21 protein-coding genes are annotated in these 21568 nt (G+C 57.5%); 11 read left to right on the top strand and 10 right to left on the bottom strand.

The genetic code is table 11. The annotated features are described in order from the left end of the window. Positions 1–2 precede the first annotated feature (2 nt). On the top strand, positions 3–806 hold the full coding sequence (locus C7H08_RS11170; protein WP_106671832.1) for a mechanosensitive ion channel family protein: 804 nt from the start codon (positions 3–5) through the stop codon (positions 804–806). Here C7H08_RS11170 and dctP read toward each other — a convergent pair. Together dctP and C7H08_RS11160 are read right to left on the bottom strand one after the other, a co-directional pair. After that, complete coding sequence (dctP, locus tag C7H08_RS11165) at positions 803–1858, bottom strand: TRAP transporter substrate-binding protein DctP (RefSeq protein WP_106671830.1); 1056 nt, start codon at positions 1856–1858, stop codon at positions 803–805. The genes C7H08_RS11170 and dctP overlap by 4 nt on opposite strands. Before the next feature lie 174 nt (positions 1859–2032). Beyond that, a complete protein-coding gene (locus tag C7H08_RS11160; protein WP_106671829.1) occupies positions 2033–2404 on the bottom strand; it encodes a DUF4168 domain-containing protein in 372 nt (123 codons plus the stop codon). A gap of 221 nt (positions 2405–2625) precedes the next feature. Here C7H08_RS11160 and C7H08_RS11155 point away from each other — a divergent pair, with 221 nt between their 5' ends. The 4 genes from C7H08_RS11155 to C7H08_RS11140 are packed head-to-tail and all read left to right on the top strand — an operon-like array spanning position 2626 to position 6649. Then, entirely contained in the window at positions 2626–4098 is a 1473-nt protein-coding gene (locus tag C7H08_RS11155) for an ATP-binding protein (RefSeq protein WP_106671827.1), read from the top strand. Then, complete coding sequence (locus C7H08_RS11150; RefSeq protein ID WP_106671825.1) at positions 4095–5480, top strand: sigma-54-dependent transcriptional regulator; 1386 nt, start codon at positions 4095–4097, stop codon at positions 5478–5480. The genes C7H08_RS11155 and C7H08_RS11150 overlap by 4 nt, the downstream gene beginning before the upstream one ends. Continuing rightward, positions 5473–6378, top strand: a complete 906-nt coding sequence (locus C7H08_RS11145) for a DMT family transporter (protein WP_106671824.1) — start codon at positions 5473–5475, stop codon at positions 6376–6378. Before C7H08_RS11150 ends, C7H08_RS11145 begins: the two co-directional genes overlap by 8 nt. Next, on the top strand, positions 6371–6649 hold the full coding sequence (locus tag C7H08_RS11140; RefSeq protein ID WP_106671822.1) for a GIY-YIG nuclease family protein: 279 nt from the start codon (positions 6371–6373) through the stop codon (positions 6647–6649). Before C7H08_RS11145 ends, C7H08_RS11140 begins: the two co-directional genes overlap by 8 nt. Here C7H08_RS11140 and C7H08_RS11135 read toward each other — a convergent pair. Further along, complete coding sequence (locus C7H08_RS11135) at positions 6627–7520, bottom strand: alpha/beta hydrolase (RefSeq protein ID WP_106671821.1); 894 nt, start codon at positions 7518–7520, stop codon at positions 6627–6629. The genes C7H08_RS11140 and C7H08_RS11135 overlap by 23 nt on opposite strands. Before the next feature lie 70 nt (positions 7521–7590). Between C7H08_RS11135 and C7H08_RS11130 the strand changes: the two genes are divergently transcribed. Continuing rightward, complete coding sequence (locus tag C7H08_RS11130; protein WP_106671819.1) at positions 7591–8580, top strand: alpha/beta hydrolase; 990 nt, start codon at positions 7591–7593, stop codon at positions 8578–8580. Between the two features lie 55 nt (positions 8581–8635). Then, positions 8636–9292, top strand: coding sequence for a YiaD family glycine zipper/OmpA-like lipoprotein (locus C7H08_RS11125; protein WP_106671817.1), 657 nt, complete (start codon positions 8636–8638; stop codon positions 9290–9292). Positions 9293–9367: 75 nt separating this feature from the next. Here the strand turns inward: C7H08_RS11125 and serA are convergent, their stop codons facing one another. Continuing rightward, positions 9368–10597, bottom strand: a complete 1230-nt coding sequence (serA, locus tag C7H08_RS11120) for a phosphoglycerate dehydrogenase (RefSeq protein WP_106671815.1) — start codon at positions 10595–10597, stop codon at positions 9368–9370. Positions 10598–10786: 189 nt separating this feature from the next. On the opposite strand from serA, the gene C7H08_RS11115 reads away from it, so the two are divergent. Next, positions 10787–12190: an FAD-binding oxidoreductase gene (locus tag C7H08_RS11115; protein WP_106671814.1), complete on the top strand. Its 1404-nt coding sequence runs from the start codon at positions 10787–10789 to the stop codon at positions 12188–12190. A 31-nt stretch (positions 12191–12221) separates the two neighbouring features. Next, positions 12222–12899 (top strand): SIR2 family NAD-dependent protein deacylase, encoded by a 678-nt coding sequence (locus tag C7H08_RS11110; RefSeq protein WP_106671812.1) that lies wholly within the window; start codon positions 12222–12224, stop codon positions 12897–12899. Between the two features lie 54 nt (positions 12900–12953). Here C7H08_RS11110 and C7H08_RS11105 read toward each other — a convergent pair whose 3' ends face one another. From C7H08_RS11105 to C7H08_RS11085, 5 genes are all read right to left on the bottom strand, one after another. Next, positions 12954–14258 carry an ABC1 kinase family protein gene (locus C7H08_RS11105; protein WP_106671810.1) on the bottom strand — a complete coding sequence of 435 codons (1305 nt, stop codon included), beginning with the start codon at positions 14256–14258 and terminating at the stop codon, positions 12954–12956. Positions 14259–14317: 59 nt separating this feature from the next. Further along, a complete protein-coding gene (locus tag C7H08_RS11100; RefSeq protein ID WP_106671808.1) occupies positions 14318–14980 on the bottom strand; it encodes a fumarylacetoacetate hydrolase family protein in 663 nt (220 codons plus the stop codon). A 29-nt stretch (positions 14981–15009) separates the two neighbouring features. Beyond that, positions 15010–15552 (bottom strand): adenine phosphoribosyltransferase, encoded by a 543-nt coding sequence (locus tag C7H08_RS11095; RefSeq protein WP_106671807.1) that lies wholly within the window; start codon positions 15550–15552, stop codon positions 15010–15012. Positions 15553–15575: 23 nt separating this feature from the next. After that, on the bottom strand, positions 15576–16874 hold the full coding sequence (locus C7H08_RS11090) for an NCS2 family permease (RefSeq protein ID WP_106671805.1): 1299 nt from the start codon (positions 16872–16874) through the stop codon (positions 15576–15578). Between the two features lie 131 nt (positions 16875–17005). Further along, positions 17006–17623, bottom strand: a complete 618-nt coding sequence (locus C7H08_RS11085) for a trimeric intracellular cation channel family protein (protein WP_106671803.1) — start codon at positions 17621–17623, stop codon at positions 17006–17008. 193 nt (positions 17624–17816) lie between these two features. Between C7H08_RS11085 and C7H08_RS11080 the strand changes: the two genes are divergently transcribed. Continuing rightward, complete coding sequence (locus C7H08_RS11080; RefSeq protein ID WP_106671801.1) at positions 17817–18386, top strand: BLUF domain-containing protein; 570 nt, start codon at positions 17817–17819, stop codon at positions 18384–18386. A gap of 163 nt (positions 18387–18549) precedes the next feature. After that, positions 18550–19530, top strand: a complete 981-nt coding sequence (locus C7H08_RS11075; RefSeq protein ID WP_106671799.1) for an NADPH:quinone oxidoreductase family protein — start codon at positions 18550–18552, stop codon at positions 19528–19530. Positions 19531–19726: 196 nt separating this feature from the next. On the opposite strand, the gene C7H08_RS11070 is transcribed toward C7H08_RS11075, so the two are convergent. Continuing rightward, positions 19727–21556 (bottom strand): long-chain-acyl-CoA synthetase, encoded by a 1830-nt coding sequence (locus C7H08_RS11070; protein WP_106671798.1) that lies wholly within the window; start codon positions 21554–21556, stop codon positions 19727–19729. Positions 21557–21568: the final 12 nt, after the last annotated feature.

The raw sequence follows: 21568 nt of genomic DNA, 5'->3' as shown, positions 1-21568 counted from the left end.
CAATGGGCGACTTTGGTTTCAAAGATACGTTTTCATCGATAACCTCGGAGGCCTTGCTTGAGGCCTTGATTGTTGTTGTTGCAGCTTCTTTTCTGATCATGCTGATGCAGAGGTTGATACCGGCATTTGCTGGCAAAGTGGGTGGCAAGATCCGGCTATATCTGTTGGCGTCGGTGCCACTGCTGCGCCTGTTGATTATTGTGTTGACCATCGTGACGGTGGTGCCAATTTTGGTGGAACCGTCGTTTGAAAACATGGTGGCGGTGTTTGGGGCGCTTGGCCTGGCCTTGGGATTTGCCTTCAAAGACTACGCCAATAGCTTGATTGCCGGGATTGTGACACTCTATGAAATGCCCTACCGTCCGGGAGATTGGATTGAAGTGAATGGCCAGTACGGTGAGGTTCGGTCGATCGGCACTCGCGCTGCAGAGATGGTCACGCTGGATGATACTGTGGTTGTTATTCCTCACAGCCTGCTGTGGGACACACTACTGGCGAATGGTAACGACGGCACCGATAATCTGATGTGCGTGGCCGAGTTGTTCCTTGATCCCAATCACGATGTTGCCCGGATACAGAATCTTTTCCGGGATGCTGTGTTCACCTGTCCGCTGACCAAAACCTACCAGCCTGTGATCGTGACGGTCTCGGCTTCGGACGAAGCCATGCGCTATCGGCTTAAGGCTTATCCGCTGGAGCCGAGGGAGCAGGCCAGATTTATATCAGATCTCACCGCGCGCGCTGCGGCGGTGTGTGCTAACGAGGGGGTCCGAATGGTCTCAAGGCAGTTGATAGCACCTGCCTAAGGTTGTTGCCAGCTCTCGACATACTCGAGCAAGGCCTGACCCTGCGCGCCAGTTACCTCAAGATACCGATTTCTCACCGGCAAGCTGGCTTGTCGGAAGAGCTCGCGCTCGTCCTCGGTTAGCCGGATCACGCGAATGTCGGCCTTCTCCAGCATTTGCTCAAGGCGCTCCTGGTTCAGCTCTTCCTGGTTGTCCCAGGCGTGGTCTGCCAGATCCCGTATAGTGTCCGTCAGCCAAGTGCGCTCCTGCTCAGGAAGCCCATCGTACCAGTCATCGTTTGCCACCACCGAAGCGATAAAGTGAGAGGCTCGGGCCAGGGTCAGCGTGGTTTGTACTTCGTGGAAATCCATTTCCTCAATAGCGAATACCGGGTTGGTCTGACCATCAATCTTGCGCAGTTGCAGATCGCTGTATACCTGTGAGTAAGGGGTCTGCACCGGCTCGGCGCCATAAGCGCGATAGGCCTCTGCCGCCATGGCGGAGGTCATGGTGCGGATGCGTAGCCCCTGGAACTGCTCCAGCGAGCGCAGCGGCTGATTGGCTGACCAGGTCATCCAGCCTTCCGAGATAAACCCCAGTAACTGCAAGCCACTATTCCGGTATGGCTGCTGGAAGCGGGAGATCAGTTCCGGATCTTTCAGCAGATCCCGAGTTTTTTCGGGCTCTTCAGGTAGCAGGAAATGCAGGTTGAACAGCCCGGTTTCCGGCACTTTATCCGCAAGGTGACCAGGCGAGGCGAACGCCAGATTAACGGAACCATTGCGGGTCAGTTCGGTGAGCTGGGTAGAGGTGCCCAGAGAACCGTACGGAAACACATCCACCACAATGCGATCGCCGGAGATTTGCTCGATGTGCTCTTTGAAGGCCTCAGCGTATGTGTGCTGGACGCTGCCTTCGATTTCTTCAAGAGCGAAGCGCCAGGTAATCGGGTATTTGCCAGGGTCGGGCGGTGCGTTGACCTGGCCGGATTGGGGCGTGTCATCAGAGCAGCCGGAAAGCATCAGGACCAGCACAGCCAGTGCGGGCCATAGACGGTGGTGTGTTTGAATCATGACTGACGGACTCCGGTCCGGATTTTAATGGCGAGTGGTACGATTTTCTTCCTGAAAAGGTAACACAAGATCGCACCCGGGGTGGATTCTGAATCGCCTTGAATCCGTCTTTTTCAGCCATAAAAAAGCCCCGCAAAAAGCGGGGCTGAAAGACGAACCGGATTTGCTAATCGCTTACATCATTGCGTCAATGCGATCACGCACTTCTGGCTGGCTGCTGTAGGCTGTTGCGATGGCGTTGTAAGTGGGGATGTCCATACCGGCATCCTCGATCACGGATACCATTTCGTCATTGGCTTCCATCTGCAGTTCCTGAGCTTTCTGCTGAGAGTCGGCTGCTTCAATCTTCGCGATGTAGTCTTCGCGAACTTCCATAACGCCGGATTGTGCGTCGACGAACTGGTTCAGCTCGGAGTCACTGTAATTGGCTTGTTGAGCACTGGCAGCGGGGTCTGCATAGCCTGATCCTTGTTCTTGCTGTGCCATAGCAGGGGTGGTGGCGAGCAGGGCGAGGGAAGCGGTTGCGGCGATGAGTAGTTTGTTCATAAACGAGCTCCTTACTGTATGGCGGTAGATATTTTGGAAACCGCCGGTTAGTGACGTTCAGCAAGGTACTAGCGAGTGCTGTGCCAACTTTCAAAAATAGATTTAAATATATTAAAAACAATGGCTTAGGATTTTTCGTGAATAAAATCCGAGTAATCCGGGTTGTGGCGAAATGCCACATGTGGCACAAAAGCTGTGACACTCTTGTTCAGGAAACAGTTATGGCATCTCTCAGTCGTCGTATCGGTGATCTGTTCAGGTCTCTGCAGCTGACGCTGGTTCTGAGTATTGTGGTGCCGCTGTTGTTGTTCAGTGGAATTGCCATTTACATTGGCCTGGGCGCGGTGGAAAAAGCCCTGAATGAACGCCTTCAGGAAGACCTGGAGCTGGTCGCCCGTGCGGCCAGTGGTCCGCTGGCCAACGCCCTCGTTGAAGAAGATGGGCTGGTGCTCGGGGAATCCCTGAAATCGATCTTCCAGATCGGTCGTATCTCAGGCGCCTCCGTCTTCGATGAAGACGGCAATCGGGTCGCCAGTCTGGGCGTGGCCGATACCGACGTCACCAACAGCGACAGTGCGGAACGGGTGATTGCCAGTGGCGAGCTGGGTGGCGCGTTCCGGCGGGTCGACGGGGAATCGGTATTCTCCCAGTTTACCCCTCTGGTCGCAGAAGATGGCCGCATTCAGGGCCTGCTCCAGGTTACCCGGCAGCGCAGCGACTTTCATGATCTGGTGGCTTCCAGTCGATGGTGGGCGGTGGGTATCTGGTCGGCGCTGGCTGCCATCATCATTCTGGTGGTGGTTCTGGGCCATTACCGCACGGTGGGGCGGCATGTGAACAGCCTTATGGAGAATATGGAGCAACTGTCGCCCGGTAACTGGCGGCTGACCACTCCGATTGCTGGGCCTCGGGAGTTGCGGCAGATTCACCAGGCCCTTGCCAACATGGGCCAGCGCATGAATGCTGCGGAATCGGAAATCGAAGACAGGATCGCCCGGGAGCGAGCTCTGGCGGAACAGCTGGTTTATCAGGAAAAGGTCGCGATGATCGGTCGCGTTGCCGGCGGGGTTGCCCATGAACTTGGAGCGCCGCTCAATGTGATTCAGGGCCGGGCCAAGATATTGGCCCGGGCCGGATTGCCGGATGATCAGCAGCGGCACCTGGACGATATTGATCATCAGGTCAGTCGCATGACCACCATTATCCAGCAGCTGCTGGATTGCTTCCGGCACGTCCCGGACTCTCGCCGGCGGTTGGACCTGTCCGATGTGTTGCAGGATGTCCTGGCCCGGGTGTCAGAGGATGAACGCTGCCACCGGTGCATGATCGAAACCGAAGGACTGGATCAGCCGATGCCGGTCAGGGCGGAACCCCTGAGAGCAGGCCTGGCGTGTCTGAATGTCATCCGCAACGGCTGCCAGTCGGCCCGTGGTCTACTGAAAGTCTCTGCCCACGAGTCAGGTCATAGTTGGGAAATACGGGTGGAAGACGATGGTTTGGGCATCCCGGCCTCCGAGCGTGACAAAGTGTTCGAGCCTTTTTATAGCACTCGGCCAGCCGGAGAGGGCACCGGCCTGGGCCTGGCAGTCGTCAATAGCGTGCTGAAAGAGCATGGCGGGCGCGTTGAAATTGCCGACAGCAGCCTGGGCGGCTGCCGTATGAGCTTGTACTTTCCCAAGGAGAACGGAGTATGACCCACGTCGCCGGGACCATTTTGCTGGTGGAGGATGACCAGAGCCTAAGCCAGTTATTGGCGGAAGAGTTAGAGATGGACGGCTACACCCTGCGCCGGGCAGCCACGGTAAACGAAGCGCGTCAGCAACTCCGGGAGCAGCGCCCGGCGCTGATTGTGTCTGATCTGCGCTTGCCGGATGGTGACGGCATGCAGGTACTGGCGTTTCAGCAGGCTGAACATCCTGGTATCCCGTTTATCGTCATTACCGCGTTTGGCACCGTTGATCAGGCGGTCGAGGCGTTAAAGGCCGGCGCCGATGATTTTCTGACCAAGCCGTTATCGACCGACCATTTGCGCCTGAAAATCAAACGCTTGCTGGCTCAGGCAGATATTAACCGGCAGCTGGCGGAAATTCAGGCCAGTCAGCATGGCGATGATAATCTTGGCTTGGTGGGCGGCAGTGCAGCGATGGCCCGGCTCAGAACCGAAATCCGGCAGGTTGCCCGCAGCCAGGCGGCGGTGCTGATTCATGGTGAAAGCGGCACCGGCAAAGAGCTGGTGGCCCGTGCAGTCCATCAACAGAGTGACCGGGCCGGGCAGTCATTTCTGGCGGTTAACTGTGCCGGCATCCCGCCGGACCTGATGGAAAGTGAATTTTTTGGTCATGAGGCCGGGGCCTTTACCGGTGCCCGGCAGGCCCGCAAAGGCCTGTTTGCCGAAGCCAGTGGCGGCACTCTGTTGTTGGACGAGATCGGCGAAATGCCGCTGGCCCTGCAGGCCAAGCTACTGCGCGTGCTGCAGGAGGGCTCCATCAAACCGGTTGGCTCCGATCACGAGGAATCGGTGGATGTGCGGATTCTGGCCGCAACCCACGTCGATCTGATGAAGGCGGTCGAGCAGGGCGAGTTTCGGGAAGACCTGTATTATCGCTTGGAAACTCTTTCGCTTGCAGTGCCGCCTCTGCGGGAGAGAGGGGAAGACGTGGAGTTGCTGGCTATGCATTTTCTGAACGAAGCCTGCCGGCGCCACAGTCGGGGCTTTATCAAACTCAGTGAGGTGTCACTTCGGGTGATCGGGGACTATCCATTCCCTGGAAATGTCAGGGAGTTGTCCAGTGCCATCGAGCGTGCTGTGACCTTTTGTGAGGGTGACACCATTCAGCCCGAGCATCTGCCAGAGCGCATCCGCAAGCGCCAGAGTGGTGCTTCGCAGCCGATTCCGGCGCCGGGTGGAACCAACCTGTCGGAATGGCCGACCCTGGATGCGCTGCAGCAGGATTATGTGCGCCGGATAATGGCCGCAGTGGGCGGCAACAAGCGCCGGGCCGCCCAGATACTGGGAGTTAATCGCCGAACGCTTTATCGCTGGCTGGATGCCGAAACGGGGCAGAGCGATGCCTGATCAGAAACAGGCGATGATCTATGGCCTGGCCACGGTATTGCTCTGGTCAACGGTGGCGACCGCGTTCAAACTGGCATTGGCCGATCTGGCGCCGGTGCAGATGCTTTTGGTGGCCTGCGCCGCGTCGGTACTGGTGATGGGGCTGATCCTGATGATCCAGGGCCGCTGGTCCTGGGTGTTCCAGCTCAGCAGGCGGCAATACCTTCAGTCTGTTGGCATGGGCCTGATCAACCCCTGCCTGTATTACTTTCTTCTGTTCGGTGCGTTTGACCGCTTGCCTGCCCAGGAGGCCCAGCCACTGAATTACACCTGGGCGCTGGTGCTGGCGTATCTCTCGGTGCCGTTTTTGGGCCAGAAGTTGCGCCGTATCGATATTCTGGCCGGGTTGGTGTGTTACGCCGGCGTGGTGGTAATTGCGACTCGAGGGGCAGTGACCACGCTCAGCTTTTCGGATCCTTTGGGCGTCGGGCTGGCGCTCGGCAGCACCGTAGTGTGGGCCAGTTACTGGATTGTTGCCACCCGTGACACCCGGGACCCGGTGGTGGGTCTGTTCCTGAATTTCCTGTTCGGACTGCCGTTCATTGCGCTGGCGTGCTGGTATACCGAAGGCCTGGCGTTGCCGCTGGGTGGCTCGCTGGCGGCAGCCGTGTACGTCGGAGTATTCGAGATGGGCATTGCCTTTGTGCTTTGGTCGCAAGCGATGAAAAAGGCCGAAAACACCTCGAAAGTCAGTAATCTGATCTTTATCTCACCGTTTTTGTCACTGGTGTTTATCTATTTCATTCTCGGCGAAACCATTCTTCCCTCTACTTATGTCGGGCTGGCGCTGATCATGGCCGGGCTCTGGCTGCAACAAATGAAAGTCCGCAAGCGGGAGCAAAGGTTACACCATGACTGACCGCTGGTACCTGTATCTGGTGCGAACCGCCTCGGGCAATCTGTACACCGGAATCACCACCGACGTTGAGCGCCGCTTTGCCGAGCACCAGGCGGGCGCCCCCAAAGGCGCCCGCAGTTTGCGGGGCAAAGGCCCGTTAACGCTGGTTTTTCAGACGACTGCCGGAGACCGCAGCCGGGCATTAAAACTGGAGTGGCAGCTCAAACGCTGGCCCAAGGCCCGCAAAGAAGCGTTGATCAACGGCGAGTTCAGTCTGCCAGATGGCGCCTGACGTGGTTCGCTACCACGGTCATGGCCTGGGTTGCACGAGCCAGTTGACCTGTGTGCACCTGAAACACATGCCAGAGATTGTTGTAGATCTCCAGCTGGGTTTCGACGCAATCCCGCTTGGCAATGTCTGCCAGTCGGGTGGCATCGTTGAGAAGTATTTCCTGGCTGCCGACCTGAATCAGCAGCGGGGGCAGTGCGCTGAGATCACCATACAAGGGTGAGATCAGCGGGTCGGTGAGCGGCGCACCGGCTGCGTACTGTTTGGCGGCTTTGGCCGTCCAGCTGGCGTGTAGCACCGGCTCGCACTCCGGCTGGTACAGGTGTGTCTGGCTGAGATCGGTCCAGGGTGAAAGGCAGGTGATGGAAGATGGCAAGGGTTGCTGGTGGTCTCGCAGTCGCATCGACAGCGCCAGGGCCAGCCCGCCTCCGGCCGAATCGCCAGCCAGAGCAATGCAGCCGGCCGCCAGGCCTTGATTGATCAGTGCCAGATAGACCGATTCTGCATCGTCCAGCCCGGCCGGGAAGGGGTGCTCCGGTGCCAGCCGGTATTCGGGTGTGATCACTTCACAGCCGGACAGCTTGGCCAGGTGTCCGGTAATCCCGCGGTGAGTGCTTGCAGAGCCGAGAATGAAACCGCCACCGTGCAGATACAGAATGGTGCCGGAGGGTTCTGGGGTTGCCACCGTCCGGAGCACGGGCACATTGCCCAGATCATCCTGGCTGAATCGGGCGCTGCGGGGTGGCACCGAGGTTCGATACACCTGCCGGATCAACTGGCGCTGCAATTTCAGGGGTACAGCGTTCGAGAGCATCGGGCGGACCAGCCGCTGCATGGTCTGGCGCAACCCGGCTTCAAGAAGCGGCTGGAACATCTGTGTTCTCCTTCGTGAATGCGTTAGGATGACGCTTAATCAGCGATCTATGATAGGCGTTTAACTCTACGTGTACTGGAAAACAGATACCATAGAAATACCGAACTGGGACCGACATTCTCTACTGGACCGTTTGGTACCTTTCAATCCGGCTGCCAGCCGGGAACTCAGTGTCGAGATGGAGGCCTACTGCCGGTTTTATGGCCTGGATCTTTGGGTGGAGCACCCGGAGGTGCACTACCATCAGGGTTACCTCAAGGCCGAGAAGCATGAGGTAATGGTGCATTACTTTCGTTTGCCGGACGCCACAGAAACCAGAGGAACGGTATTCATTCTGCATGGCTACTTTGACCATGTCGGGTTGTATACTCAGTTGATTGACCGCTGCCTGGGTGCCGGCTTTGATGTGCTGGCGTACGACCAGCCGGGCCACGGTCTGTCCAGTGGCACGCCTGCCGCCATTGGCAGTTTTCTCGAGTATCAGGCGGTGCTGTCCGAAGTGATGGCACAGGTCCGTGAGAAAATTCGTGGCCCCTGGTTTGCCGTAGGCCAGAGCACCGGCGGCGCGATCCTGATTGACTACCTGTTATCAAATCACCACGACCAGAAAAGTTCAGCGTTCAGCAAAGTGGTGTTGCTGGCACCGCTGATTCGCCCTATGGGCTGGCTCGGTGCCAAGACGCTGCACAGCGTTGCCAAGCCGTTTCTGAGACGGTGGCGCCGGGTGTTTGGCACAAACAGTGGTAGCACCCGGTTCCTCCGATTTCTTCGTGAACATGATCCTCTGCAGGCAAGAGCTGTGCACGTGGACTGGGTAAGTGCCTTGCGTAAGTGGGTGCCGCACATTGAGTCAGCAAGACCGGTGGATTTTCCGGTGACGGTCGTTCAGGGTGAAAAAGACTTGACGGTCGACTGGCAACACAATCTCAGGATTCTCAGGAATAAATTTTCGGCGGTCACGGAACAAAGAATCCCTGATGGTCGTCATCATTTAGTAAACGAAGCCCAGGATTTGCAGGCAACGGTGTTTAACACGATCATTGACACCTTTACCGAATAACCATGGCCAGCACGATTAAGTGCAGGTCAGTCAGAAAACAACGCAGGAGAACACAGTGAGAAAAACCATTCTTGCTTTTGCAGTGGCAACCCTCGGCCTTAGTGGCTGCATGACGTATGATCCCTACACCGGGGAAGAGAAAACCTCGAGCGCTACCAAGGGCAGCATCATCGGTGCCATCGGCGGCGCAGCGATAGGCGCGGCAACCTCCAGTAAAAGTGACCGTGGCAAGGGTGCCTTGATCGGCGCAGCTGGCGGCGCGGCGGTAGGCGGCGGTATCGGTTATTACATGGACCGGCAGGAAGCCGAACTGCGCCACAGGCTGGATGGCACTGGTGTTCGGGTTGTCCGTAACGGCGATCAGATTGAGCTGGTGATGCCGGGTAATGTGACCTTTGACACGAACCAGTCGACCATCCGTCCCGGCTTTAACGACACCCTGGAGTCGGTATCTCTGGTCCTCAAGGAATTTGATCAGACCATAATCCAGATCGAAGGGCACACCGACAGCACTGGCGCAGAAAGCTACAATCAGCTGTTGTCCGAGCGTCGCGCTTCATCGGTCCGTGACTTCCTGCTCAATCAGGGTATTGAACCGCGTCGGACTCGTGCCGTGGGTTATGGCCAGCGTTACCCGATCGCCTCCAACGAGTCAGCATCCGGACGCGAGCAGAATCGTCGGGTTGAGCTGACGCTGGTACCGATGCAGTAATCGGCTGGCCAGTAAAGAAAAACCCCGGAGGCGAAAGCCTGCGGGGTTTTTTATAGCGGTCGAGGCTCGGTCAGGTCAGAACAGCACCCGACAACGGATGGTGCCTTTTACCTGGAGCAGCTTCTTCAGCGCCAGTTCGCCGTAAGCCTTGTCGACGTCAATCACCACGTAGCCAATGTCTTCCTTGGTTTGCAGGTATTGACCACAGATGTTGATGCCGTTTTCGGAGAACACCTGGTTGATCTCGGACATCACGCCCGGCACGTTCTCGTGGATGTGCAGTAAGCGGTGCTGGTTCGGATGCGACGGCAGCGCCACTTCCGGGAAGTTGACAGACGATACCGAGGTACCGTTGTCGCTGTACATGGCTAGTTTTTCCGCCACTTCACGGCCGATGTTTTCCTGTGCTTCGATAGTGGAGCCGCCCACGTGCGGGGTCAGAATCACGTTATCGAACTCGCGCAGGGGAGAAATGAACTCTTCCTCGTTAGACTTGGGCTCGACCGGGAATACGTCGATCGCAGCGCCTAGCAGTTTGCCGGAACGCAGAGCATCGGCCAGGGCGTCAATGTCGACGACGGTGCCGCGGGAGGCGTTCATCAGGATGGAGCCAGGCTTCATCTGCGCCAACTGTTCGGCCTTGAACATGTACTTGGTGGCCGGTGTTTCTGGCACGTGCAGCGACACCACGTCGGAAATGTTCAGCAGTTCCTGCAGGGTGCCCACCTGAGTGGCATTGCCGATCGACAGCTTGGACACCACATCGTAGAAGTAAACGTCCATGCCCAGGCCTTCGGCCAGCACGCTGAACTGGGTGCCGATGTTGCCGTAACCAATGATGCCCAGCTTCTTGCCGCGGATTTCGTAACTGTTCTTGGCCGACTTCAGCCATTCGCCGCGATGAGCCTTGGCGTTTTTCTCGGGGACACCGCGCAGCAGCAGAATGGCCTGAGCCAGCACCAGTTCGGCTACCGAACGGGTATTGGAGAACGGTGCGTTGAATACGGCAACACCGCGGCGGGTTGCCGCCTGCAGGTCAACCTGGTTGGTGCCGATACAGAAACAGCCCACCGCGACCAGCTTCCTGGCAGCTTCAAATACTTTCTCTGTCAACTGGGTGCGCGAGCGGATACCTACGAAGTGTGCATCGGCAACCTTCTCGATCAGCTCTTCCTCGCCTAATGAATGGCTCAGATACTCGATGTTGGTGTAGCCCGCAGCGTTAAGGGTATCAATGGCAGATTGATGCACGCCTTCCAGCAGCAGGATCCGGATTTTGCTCTTTTCGAGAGACGTATTTGACATGGGCTTTGCTTCCGAACCTTTCGTCATGTGAAATGACCCGTGGCCAGGGATCGTCAGCCTGGCTCACAGAACAGGGGCGGTATGATACCATAAACGAAGACTTTCACAGCGCGCCGGATTGCCTGAATCAATTCCCTGTGAATCCGTTCATTGCCGGCCCGGCCCCAACCTGAAGAGACTGATGCATCCATGAATTCCGAACAGATCATTGCTTCCCTCAAAGAGCTGATGGCGACCGGTGATGCACCGGGAAAAGTGCTGACCGATCCGGCCGACCTGGACACTTACGGTAAAGACTGGACCAAAATCTACCCGCCCAAGCCCCTGGCCATTGCGCTGCCCAAGACCACCGCGCAGGTACAGGCGTTGGTGAAGTTTGCCAATGAACATCAGGTGGCGCTGGTGCCGTCCGGTGGCCGTACCGGCTTGAGCGCCGGCGCGGTGGCGGCCAATGGCGAGGTGGTGGTGGCCTTTGACAACATGAACCAGATCCTCGAGTTCAGCGCCAGCGACCGCACCGTGCGCTGCCAGGCCGGTGTCGTCACCGAGCAATTGCAGACGTTTGCTGAGGACAACAACCTGTTTTATCCGGTGGATTTTGCCTCGGCCGGATCCAGCCAGCTGGGTGGCAATTTGTCCACTAACGCCGGTGGTATCAAGGTGATTCGCTGGGGCATGAGCCGGGACTGGGTGGCCGGCCTGAAAGTGGTGACGGGCAAGGGCGATATTCTGGACCTGAACAAGGACCTGGCCAAGAACAACACCGGTTACGACCTGCGCCACCTGTTCATCGGCGCTGAGGGCACGCTGGGCTTCATCACCGAGGCCACCATGAAGCTGACCCGCACGCCAGACGATCTGACGGTGCTGGTGCTCGGTCTGAATGACCTCACCAACACCATGGACGTGTTGCAGTCGTTCCAGAAGAAGCTGGATCTGACCGCTTATGAGTTTTTCTCTCATCAGGCCATGGGGCATGTACTGGCCCACGGCCAGGTGCAAGCGCCGTTCGAGACCGAAGCGCCGTATTACGCCTTGCTGGAATTCGAAGCCGTGTCTGACCAAGCGATGGGTGATGCCCTGGCTCTGTTCGAAGAGTGCGTGGAGAAGGGGTGGGTACTCGATGGCGTGATCAGCCAGAGCGAAACTCAGGCCAAGAACCTGTGGCAGTTGCGGGAGCGGATTTCCGAGTCGATCGCGCCCAGAACGCCTTACAAAAACGACCTGTCTGTGGTGGTGTCCAAAGTACCGGGTTTCCTGCAGGAAATCGACAGTGTGGTGACTGAGCACTATCCTGATTTCGAGATCATCTGGTTTGGCCACATCGGTGACGGCAACCTGCATCTCAACATCCTCAAGCCGGAAGACATGGCCAACGAAGATTTCTTCGAGAAGTGCCAGCAGGTGAACAAGTGGGTGTTCGAGATTGTCGAGCGTTACCAGGGCAGCGTCTCCGCCGAACACGGCGTGGGTATGACCAAAAAACCGTACCTGCAATACACACGCAGTGAAGCGGAAATTGCCTATCTGCGCGGTATCAAGCAGGTATTCGACCCTAACGGTATCATGAACCCGGGTAAAATCTTCGACTGACCCCGGGCGTTGAAGGCGAGGTTTTCAGCCTGTGCAGGAACATATCGTGGTACTCACCGGCGCTGGCATCAGCGCCGAAAGCGGTCTCTCCACCTTCCGCGACAGCGGCGGCCTGTGGGAGCAGCACAGTGTCTACGACGTCGCCACGCCGGAGGCGTTCGAGCGCAACCGGGATCTGGTGCTGCGCTTTTATAACGAACGCCGCCGGCAGCTGCAGGCGGTTCAGCCGAACCCGGCTCATCGCCTGCTGGCCGAACTGGAAAGCCGCTACCGGGTAACGGTTGTAACCCAGAATGTCGATGACCTGCACGAGCGGGGCGGCTCCAGCAATGTGCTGCACCTGCACGGTGAACTCACCAAAGCGCGCAGCTCCTTTTATCCCGATCCGATTTACGATATTGGCTATCGCGACATCAACCCCGGTGACACCTGCGACCGGGGTACTCAGCTTCGCCCTCACATTGTCTGGTTCGGCGAGGAAGTGCCAATGCTGGAACTGGCCGCCGATATCGTGCGCACCGCTGACCGGCTGTTGATCGTTGGTACTTCTCTGCAGGTTTACCCTGCTGCCGGACTGGTTTACGAGGTGGATATCGATGTGCCCATCATCGTAATTGATCCCGGTGAGCCGGCTTCGGTTTCGAGGGCAAGGATCATTCGTAAAGGCGCGACTGATGGCCTGAGCGAGTGGGTTAGAACGTTGGGCTAGCACCCATGTTGGGAGTGCAGCTATGCTCGATAGTCGGCATTTCCCGGGCAGGCCTCAACTTCGGAGGTATTTCTCCAGCTCCGATCTGAATGCCGCCTGCACGCCCAGGCGTTTCAGCATCCAGTAATGCCCTGCAATCATCCGGTCCACGAAGATGCTTTCCACCGGCGGCTTGAAGTAATTCAGGTACTTGAACACTGTGCTGGTTTTGGCGGCAACGTGTTTGTGAATGTCGGCCTCCGCATAATCGTAGGGCACATCGTCCATGAACGGAATGATCAGAATGTCACGCCACATGGCGTAGTAGGCTTCGTCTACCGCCGGCTGGTCGTCTACTCGGGCGCCAAGGTCAATCAGGTGCCTGTCCAGTGCGGAATAATCCTCATCCAGGGCCGAGATCAGGGCTTTTCGATAGGCTTCCACAATGTGTGGCTTGAGCTTCTTCACGCAGCCAAAGTCGTACATGACGATGGTGCCATCAGGACGGTAGGCAAAGTTGCCGGCGTGGGGGTCACCGTGAATGCACTGAAACCGGAACAGCTGGTCGGCCATGAGGGTGAAGATGCGATGGCCGATGAGGTTCAGGGTTTCCTGGCTGTAGCGCTCTGGCGTGACTTTGCTGACGTGATCACCTTCCACCAGCCCCAGGGTCAATACCCGGCGGGTGGAGTGGCTGTCGACTACCTCCGGGATAATCACCCAGGGTTGGTCTTTATGGAATTCCTGGAAAAGCTTGAGGTTGCGGGCTTCGTTTTCGTAGTCCAGCTCTTCCTTCAGGCGTAGGCGGATTTCGCCGAACAGCTGGTCGACGGTTTCCTTGGGCATTTTCAGCAGCCCGCCGAGTTTCAGGGCCAGGCGCAGCTGTTTGAGGTCGGAATCACAGGACTCGTCGACGCCGGGATACTGCACTTTCACGATAACGTCGGTGCCGTCGTGCAGTCGGGCCCGGTGCACCTGGCCGATGGAGGCGGAGGCGTAAGGGGTTTCCTGGAGATACTCGTAGAGCTCACCAACTGGCTTGCCCAGCTCCTGTTCGACCTGTTCCAGAATGATGTCGAACGGCATCGGCGGCGCTTCTTTCTGGAGCTTTTCCAGGGCGTCGGAAAACTCTTTGGGCAGGAAATCCTGGGTCTGGGAGGCAATTTGCCCCACCTTCATAACAGCGCCTTTGAGTTCACCCAGGGTGTCGGCAATCTGGTCGGCCATGCGAGTGTAGCTTTCGCTCTGAGCACTTTCGTCCTCGACGGTACGGAACATGCGCCGGGCCTTTTGGCCGGCGTACTGTCCGGCAACGGAGGCCGTCATGCCCGCCAGTTTGAAGAAGCGCCCTGTGCGTGAGGTAACCGGTTTCCTGGCCATGATGCTGCTGGTATCCCTGAAACAAATGGTTCGCCTGAATATGCGTTCAGGCGGGCAATTCAGACCACTGTGGTTTCCACAAAGAGTACATCTTCCAGCTCCAGCGATAGGGTCTGGCCCGAAACCAACGGCCCGACGCCTTTCGGGGTGCCCGTTAACACGACGTCCCCTGGTAACAGGGTGAACTGGCTGCTCATGTGGACGATCAGCGGCACAATCGGGTTCAGCATATCACGGCTGTCGCCGGTCTGTTGCCGTTGGCCATCAATGTCCAGGGTAAAGTGGAGGTCGCCTTTCGGGAGCTTGTCGGCCGCCACGAAGGGAGACAGGGGGCAGGCGCCATCAAAGGCTTTAGCCCGCTCCCAGGGCTGGCCCTTTTCCTTGAGCTTGCTTTGTAGTTCCCGAAGAGTGAGGTCCAGGGCCAGGCCGTAGCCGAGGATAGCGCCTTCAACGTCGCTGGCGGAGGCATTGGAAAGCGGGCGGCCGATGAGCACGGCCAGTTCGGTTTCGAAATGCACCTCGCCTCGGGCTCGGGGGAAATCCAGAGGGCGGGTGATATGCACTGCTGCGGTGGCGGGCTTGATAAAAAGCAGCGGTTCGTCCGGCACCGGGTTGTTCAGTTCCCGGGCATGTTCGGCGTAGTTACGACCAATACACACAATTTTGCCGAGGGGCAGATGAACGGGGGTGCCGTCTTTCCAGTGGTGCTGATACTCGGACATGGTCGCCTCCTGTAATCTTTATGGAAGGGCTAGTCTCCTTCGAATGAGCACACAGTATAAACCTGCAGGCCCTCTTCCTGCAGCTTACGGGAACCACCCAGGTCCGGAAGATCAATCATTGCGGCCACTTCCACAATTTCCGCGCCAATACGGCGGATAAGGCGAGCTGCGGCCAGCATGGTGCCTCCGGTGGCGATCAGGTCGTCGACCAGCACCACTTTATCGCCGGGTTTGAAGGCATCTTTGTGCAACTCGACTGACGCCGTGCCGTATTCCAGCTCGTAATCTTCCACCAGGGTGTCGAACGGCAGCTTGCCCTTCTTGCGCACCAGCACCAGTGAGGCGTTGAGCTCATACGCCAGTGCCGAGCCGATGATGAAGCCACGGGCGTCGACCGCTGCGACCGCATCGATGTGCTGGCCGTGGTAGCGGTGAACGAACGCATCAATCAACTTGCGGAACGCGGTCTTGTCCTGCAGCACGGTGGTGATGTCACGAAAGGACACTCCGGGCTTGGGCCAATCCGGAACCGTGCGGATGGCTTTTTTTATGCTTTGCGAAAAATAATCCATAACTCACCTATGGCTGATGCGGTTCAAGCTGCATCCAGGAACATGAATTTCAGCACGAAAACGATGGCGATGATGGTGACGCTCCAGTTCAGATCAGACCACTTGCCGGCCAGGGCTTTGAGCGCCACGAAGGTGATGAAGCCAAGCGCGATACCGTGGGCAATGGAGAAGGTCAGTGGCATCATCAAGGCGGTCACTACCGCCGGCGCTGAGTCGGTAATGTCATCCCAGTCGACCAGTTTCAGGCCGCTGGTCATCAGGCAGGCCACGAACAACAGCGCCGGTGCGGTCGCGTAGGGCGGAATCACGCTGGCAATCGGTGACAAGAGCAGGCAGGCCAGAAACAGGACTGCCACCACAACCGCGGTCAGACCGGTGCGGCCACCGGCAGAAATACCCGCGGTGGATTCGATGTAGCTGGTAGTGGTGGATGTGCCCAGGGCAGCGCCGGACATGGTGGCTACAGAGTCTGACATAAGGGCACGGCCCAGGCGCGGCAGTTTGCCGTCTTTATCCAGTAGCCCGCCGCGCTGAGCAGCGCCAACCAGCGTGCCGGACGTATCAAACAGATCCACGAACAGGAAGGCAAAGATCACGCTGATCATGCCGACGTTAAAAGCGCCTGCCAGATCAAGTTGCATGAAAGTGGGGGCAATGCTTGGGGGCGCAGAGATAAGCCCGTTGTATTCCACCAGGCCCAGCATCATGGCCACCACCGTCACCGCAATAATGCCTATCATCACAGCGCCGGTCACCTGACGGAAGGACAGGGCGCAAATCAGCACAAAACCAGCAAAGAACAGAAGGCTTTCGGCCGTTCTGACATCGCCCAGCCCCACCAGTGTGGCCGGGTTGTCGACCACTACGCCAGCGTTTTTCAAGGCGATCAGGGCAAGGAAAAAACCGATACCGGCAGAGATGCCAAAACGCAGGGACATGGGGATGCTGTTGATGATCCATTCCCGGACCTTGAAAATACTGAGCAGGAAAAACAGGAAGCCGGAAATGAACACGGCGCCCAGGGCAACTTCCCAGGTGTATCCCATGCTGCCGACCACGGTGAACGAGAAAAAGGCGTTCAGGCCCATGCCCGGCGCCAGGGCAATCGGGTAGTTGGCCCACAAACCCATGATCAGAGTGCCGATAACCGCGGCGATACAGGTAGCGACAAACACCGCCCCGAAGTCCATTCCGGTTGAAGACAAAATGCTGGGGTTAACCACGATCACGTAGGCCATGGTCAGGAAGGTGGTCATGCCCGCTACCACTTCTTTACGAATAGTAGTGCCGTGGGCCTGGAGTTGGAACAGTCGTTCAAGCATGACGGGGCTGCCTCTAAGGATGCCTTGGATTTTGAGTTTGAAAGTCTGTTTGGGTATGGAAAATGTGAGCTGGGTGAAAAAACGGCAATCTTACCGGCTCAGGGGGCTAAGGCCAAGGGATGATTGAACGTTCAGTTCGCCGTGTGGTCTCGTTGCAGCCGGATATCAAAGCGCACGGCTGCCATGCGAACAATCACAATGAACAAAAGGCCGATGGTCAGAGCGATGGACTCACTTTCCAGATACCACTGACAGACAAAGTACAGCCAGCAGCCAGCGAAGGCGATGGACGCGTAGATCTGGTCTTTGCGGAAAATATACGGGACTTCGTTGCACAGGGTATCCCGTAATGCACCGCCGAAGGTGCCAGTCATCACGCCCAGCATTGAAGCGATAAACCAGGAGTGGCCAAGGTCCAGGGCAAGCTGGGCCCCGAGGATGGAAAAGATACCCAGGCCGATCGCGTCCGGGAACACAATGCGGGATTCTTTGAGGCTGTGAGCCCGGTTCCAGTAACTGAACACCACCGCCATAGCCAGAATCAGAATCGGCTGTTCCTGATGTTTGATCCAGTACAGCGGATGGTTATCCATGATCAGATCCCGTAGGGTTCCGCCACCCAACGCTGTGATAAAGCCGATCGCAAAAACACCTACAGGGTCCATATTCTTCGAGCGTGCGACGATCATGCCGGAAATGGCAAACGCCACAATACCTATCATTTCAAGTATATAGATGATGTCGAACATGGCAGGCTCTGGGGCTGGGAGTGTGCGGTATCAGTTACATTCAAATCAGGTGCGAGAAGGATAGCGGAAATCAGCGAGGGATTCATCCGGAGAGAATTGTTACCGGAGCGCCTCACAGCAAGTGATCTGTCTACATATAACGAGGCGTATTAATATCGACCCTTTAGTTTTCATTTATTCGGAGTGCAACAATATGCCGTTGATTCGCCTTGCCTATGCCAGTGAAGCCACTTTCGAGGCCAAACCACTGGAAAAAGGCATAGAACCCCACGTAGCCCGTATCCTGCTTGTATCGAGGCGGAACAACGCAAAAGTGAGCATTGTGGGTGGGTTGTATTACGGCGATAACCGGTTTTTCCAATATCTAGAAGGGGAAGAAGATGCGGTTCGGAAGACCTATGAGCGCATCCAGCAAGATCCAAGGCATCGCAATGTGCGGACTTTGATTGAAGAGCCTATTGCTGACCGGACCTTCACCAACTGGTCGATGAAATACGTGCCTGCGTCGGCAGACGTACAGGCATTTCTCGCCCGCCACAAGCTGTCGGAGTTCAACCCGGTCGCCTTTGACAGCGAGCAGTGCGAAGAAATGATCGAGCTGATCCGCCGTTCCAGTCAGGACCAGAAATCGGTGAACTACGATGAAGTTAACCGCAAGACTTCGCCAACCCCACAAACCCTGTCCCCGGGCCTTAAAATAGGCCTGGTTGCGGCCGCTGCCTGCCTGGTGGTGGCATTGATTGTGGTCGCAACCATGCTCTGAGGCTGCATCAACCGTGTTTATGAGACACGATAAGCGATCTTGATTTGCTTCATGGTGTAACTGCGTTTAGCTTGATGCCAGTCAACAAAACGCTGAATAAAACGATGGGTGTGCCGTAACAGCCTTGTTCTGGCCAATCAGGCGCACGTCACCAGGAGCGATCATGAAAGCTATTTTGTGCAAAGAACACGGCCCCGCTGAAAAGCTGGTCATTGAAGATACCGCCAGCCCTGAAGCGAAGGGCCGGGGCGTAAAAATCCGGGTCAAGGCCGCCGGCCTGAACTTTCCGGACACCCTGATCATTGAAGGCAAATATCAGCTACAGCCGCCGCTGCCGTTTTCCCCGGGCGGGGAACTGTCCGGCGAAGTCATCGAAGTCGGTGAGAAAGTCACCCGGTTCAAGCCCGGCGACCGTGTGGCCGCTCTGACCGGCTGGGGCGCGTTCGCGGAAGAAGTGGTTGCCCCGGAATCAAATCTCCTACCGTTGCCCGATGGCATGCCTTACGAGAATGCCGCCGGCTTCATGATGGTGTACGGCACGTCGTATTACGCGCTGAAGCAGCGCGCCAACATCCAGCCCGGCGAAACCCTGCTGGTGCTCGGTGCCAGCGGTGGTGTGGGCTTGGCCACGGTGGAGCTGGGCAAGGCCATGGGCGCAAACGTGATCGCGGCGGCCAGCAGTGTCGAGAAGCTGGCAGTGGCCAAGGCCGCCGGTGCCGATGAGCTGATTAACTACTCCGAAGAGTCCCTGAAAGAGGCGGTCAAAAAGCTCACCAAGGGCAAGGGTGTGGACGTTATCTACGACCCGGTTGGTGGCGACTTCACCGAACAGGCCCTGCGTGCCATGGCCTGGAACGGCCGCCACCTGATCATCGGCTTCGCCGCCGGCGATATCCCGAAAATACCGGCGAACCTGACGTTGCTGAAAGGCTGTTCGGTGGTCGGGGTGTTCTGGGGCAGTTTTACCCAGCGAGAGCCGGAAACCAGCGCCCAGAACATGATGGAGCTGCTGAAGCTCTACGCCGAAGCCAAAATCGACCCGAAAGTCAGCCAGATTTTCGAATTCGACCAATACGCCGAAGCACTCGGCGCTCTGACCGGCCGCCGCGCTACCGGCAAGATTGTTCTTCGCGTCGGCTCCTGAGCCCGGTTTCTAAAGACTATTGCACCGAAGTTCAACGGTGAGAGTGGGGGTTCCCTCCCAAAAATCTCGGAGGCCATGGATGGCCGGAGCGAAGCGCACATGGATGTGCTCGTAGCGTTTTTTGGGAGGGAACCCCCACTCTCACCACCCCCGAAACCCACAGGTTAGGGCCGGAACCCGACGCCAACTCCATAACTCAGAACCGAACTCCACCTGAGTCAATGTCAGCCACCAACGCCGGCGTAAGCTGGGTATAACCGGAGGTGCCCGGCAGCCACGCGTAGACGTCGACATGGGGCTGGTCCAGGGAATAGCCGAGCTTCTGAATGTCCACCTTCCGGTACTTGAACGTTCCCGTTTTCTCGATGGCGTGGGTTACCCGCACGAACACAGGCACTGCATAGGGCGGCAAGTTCTCTTGAAGATAAGCGAACAGCTTGTCCGTATCGAAGGCGGCGTCAGGATCGTTTGGCACCAGGGTCACCATGCCGGCCTTGCCGTTGGTGTTCGGAATCTCTACACCGTAAACAATGGCCTCCTGCACCATGCCCGAGCCATCGATGATGTTTTCCAGCTCTGTGGTGGACACGTTCTCGCCTTTCCAGCGGAAGGTATCGCCCATGCGGTCGACAAACTGAAGGTGGCGGCAGCCAATCTCCTTCAAAACATCGCCGGTGTTGAACCATGCATCGCCTTTTTTGAAGGCCTCCCGCAGGGTGGATTTTTCCGTGGCGTCTTTCTGGGTGTAGCCCTCAAACGCCCACTTTTTGGTGATCTCGCCAATCAATAAGCCCGGCTCGCCCTTTTTGACTTCCTGCAGGCGGCCTTTGTCATTGCGGACCGGGTCGCGGGTGCCTTCGTGGTATTTGACCAGCTTGTAAGGCGCTGTGGAGAAACCGACGGTGTTATCCACGTTGAAGAAGTTTATGAAGCCGATATTGCCCTCGGACGAGGCGTATAGCTCGGCCACCATGTCCACCCCAAAACGCTTCTTGAATTCTTTCCAGATTGATGGGCGCAGACCGTTTCCGATCATTTTTGTCAGGTGGTGGTTCCGATCCTGATCGCTGGGCGTCTGGTTCAGCAAGTAGCGGCAGAGTTCGCCCACGTAACCGAAGGTGGTGGCGTTGTACTTTCGGATGTCATCCCAGAACGCGGTGGCGGAGAATTTCCGTCGCAGGGCGATGGCGGAGCCGCCGGCCAGCACCGAGCCCCAGCACACCAACAGCGCAGTGCCGTGGTAAAGGGGCAGGGTGCAGTAGAGAACGTCGTCTGGCTCCATGGCCAGCGACAGCATGCCGAAGCCGCCGTAAGCGCGGACGAATTTGCGATGGGAGCCAGGGGCTGCCTTGGGCAGCCCGGTAGTGCCGGAGGTGTACAGGTACACGGCGGTGTCGCCCATCACCACCGGGTTGCTCAGCACTGGGCGGGTGCCGGAACGCTGGCTGACTTCCTGGGCCATGTTGACGTAGCCGTCGGGGGCGTCGCCAAACATGTTCAGGGTGTTGGTGTCGGAGAGATACTGCAGCGGGTGGCTGTGGCGTAGTTGAATGTCGTGGCGAATGCCTTCGGCGTGATCCAGCAGCTCTTCGCCGACAACCAACATGCGTGGTTCGATCAGGTTGATGCTGTGGGTCAGCACTTTGCCTTTTTGGGAAGTATTGAGCATGGCGCAGGCCACGCCCACTTTGCCGGCTCCGGCGACAATGGCCAGCAGCTCCGGGCGATTATCCAGCAACACCGCGATGGAGTCGCCTTTTACCAGGCCCTGGTCTTTCAGGTAGTGGGCAATGCGGTTGCTCCAGACGTCGAATTCTTGCCAGGAAATGGTGCGGTCATCGAACAGAATCGCCGGGCGGTTCGGGTATTTGGCAGCGTTGCGTTCGATCAGTTTGCCCAAGGTGAGTTCTTTCTGGTCATCCTTGACCGCGTAATAGTAGAGCCCCCGGGCGATAGAGGGAAACCGGCGCAGCACGGCGGGAAGGCTGCGGATCAGGTCGCGGGCAGTTACGATGTCTTGGCTCATGGAGATGTCCGT

Origin of the sequence: Marinobacter halophilus, assembly GCF_003007685.1 — a bacterium.
Classification (GTDB): Bacteria; Pseudomonadota; Gammaproteobacteria; order Pseudomonadales; family Oleiphilaceae; genus Marinobacter; species Marinobacter halophilus.
Note: the sequence above shows the minus strand (reverse complement) of the source record. Positions and strands in the feature narration are given on the sequence as shown.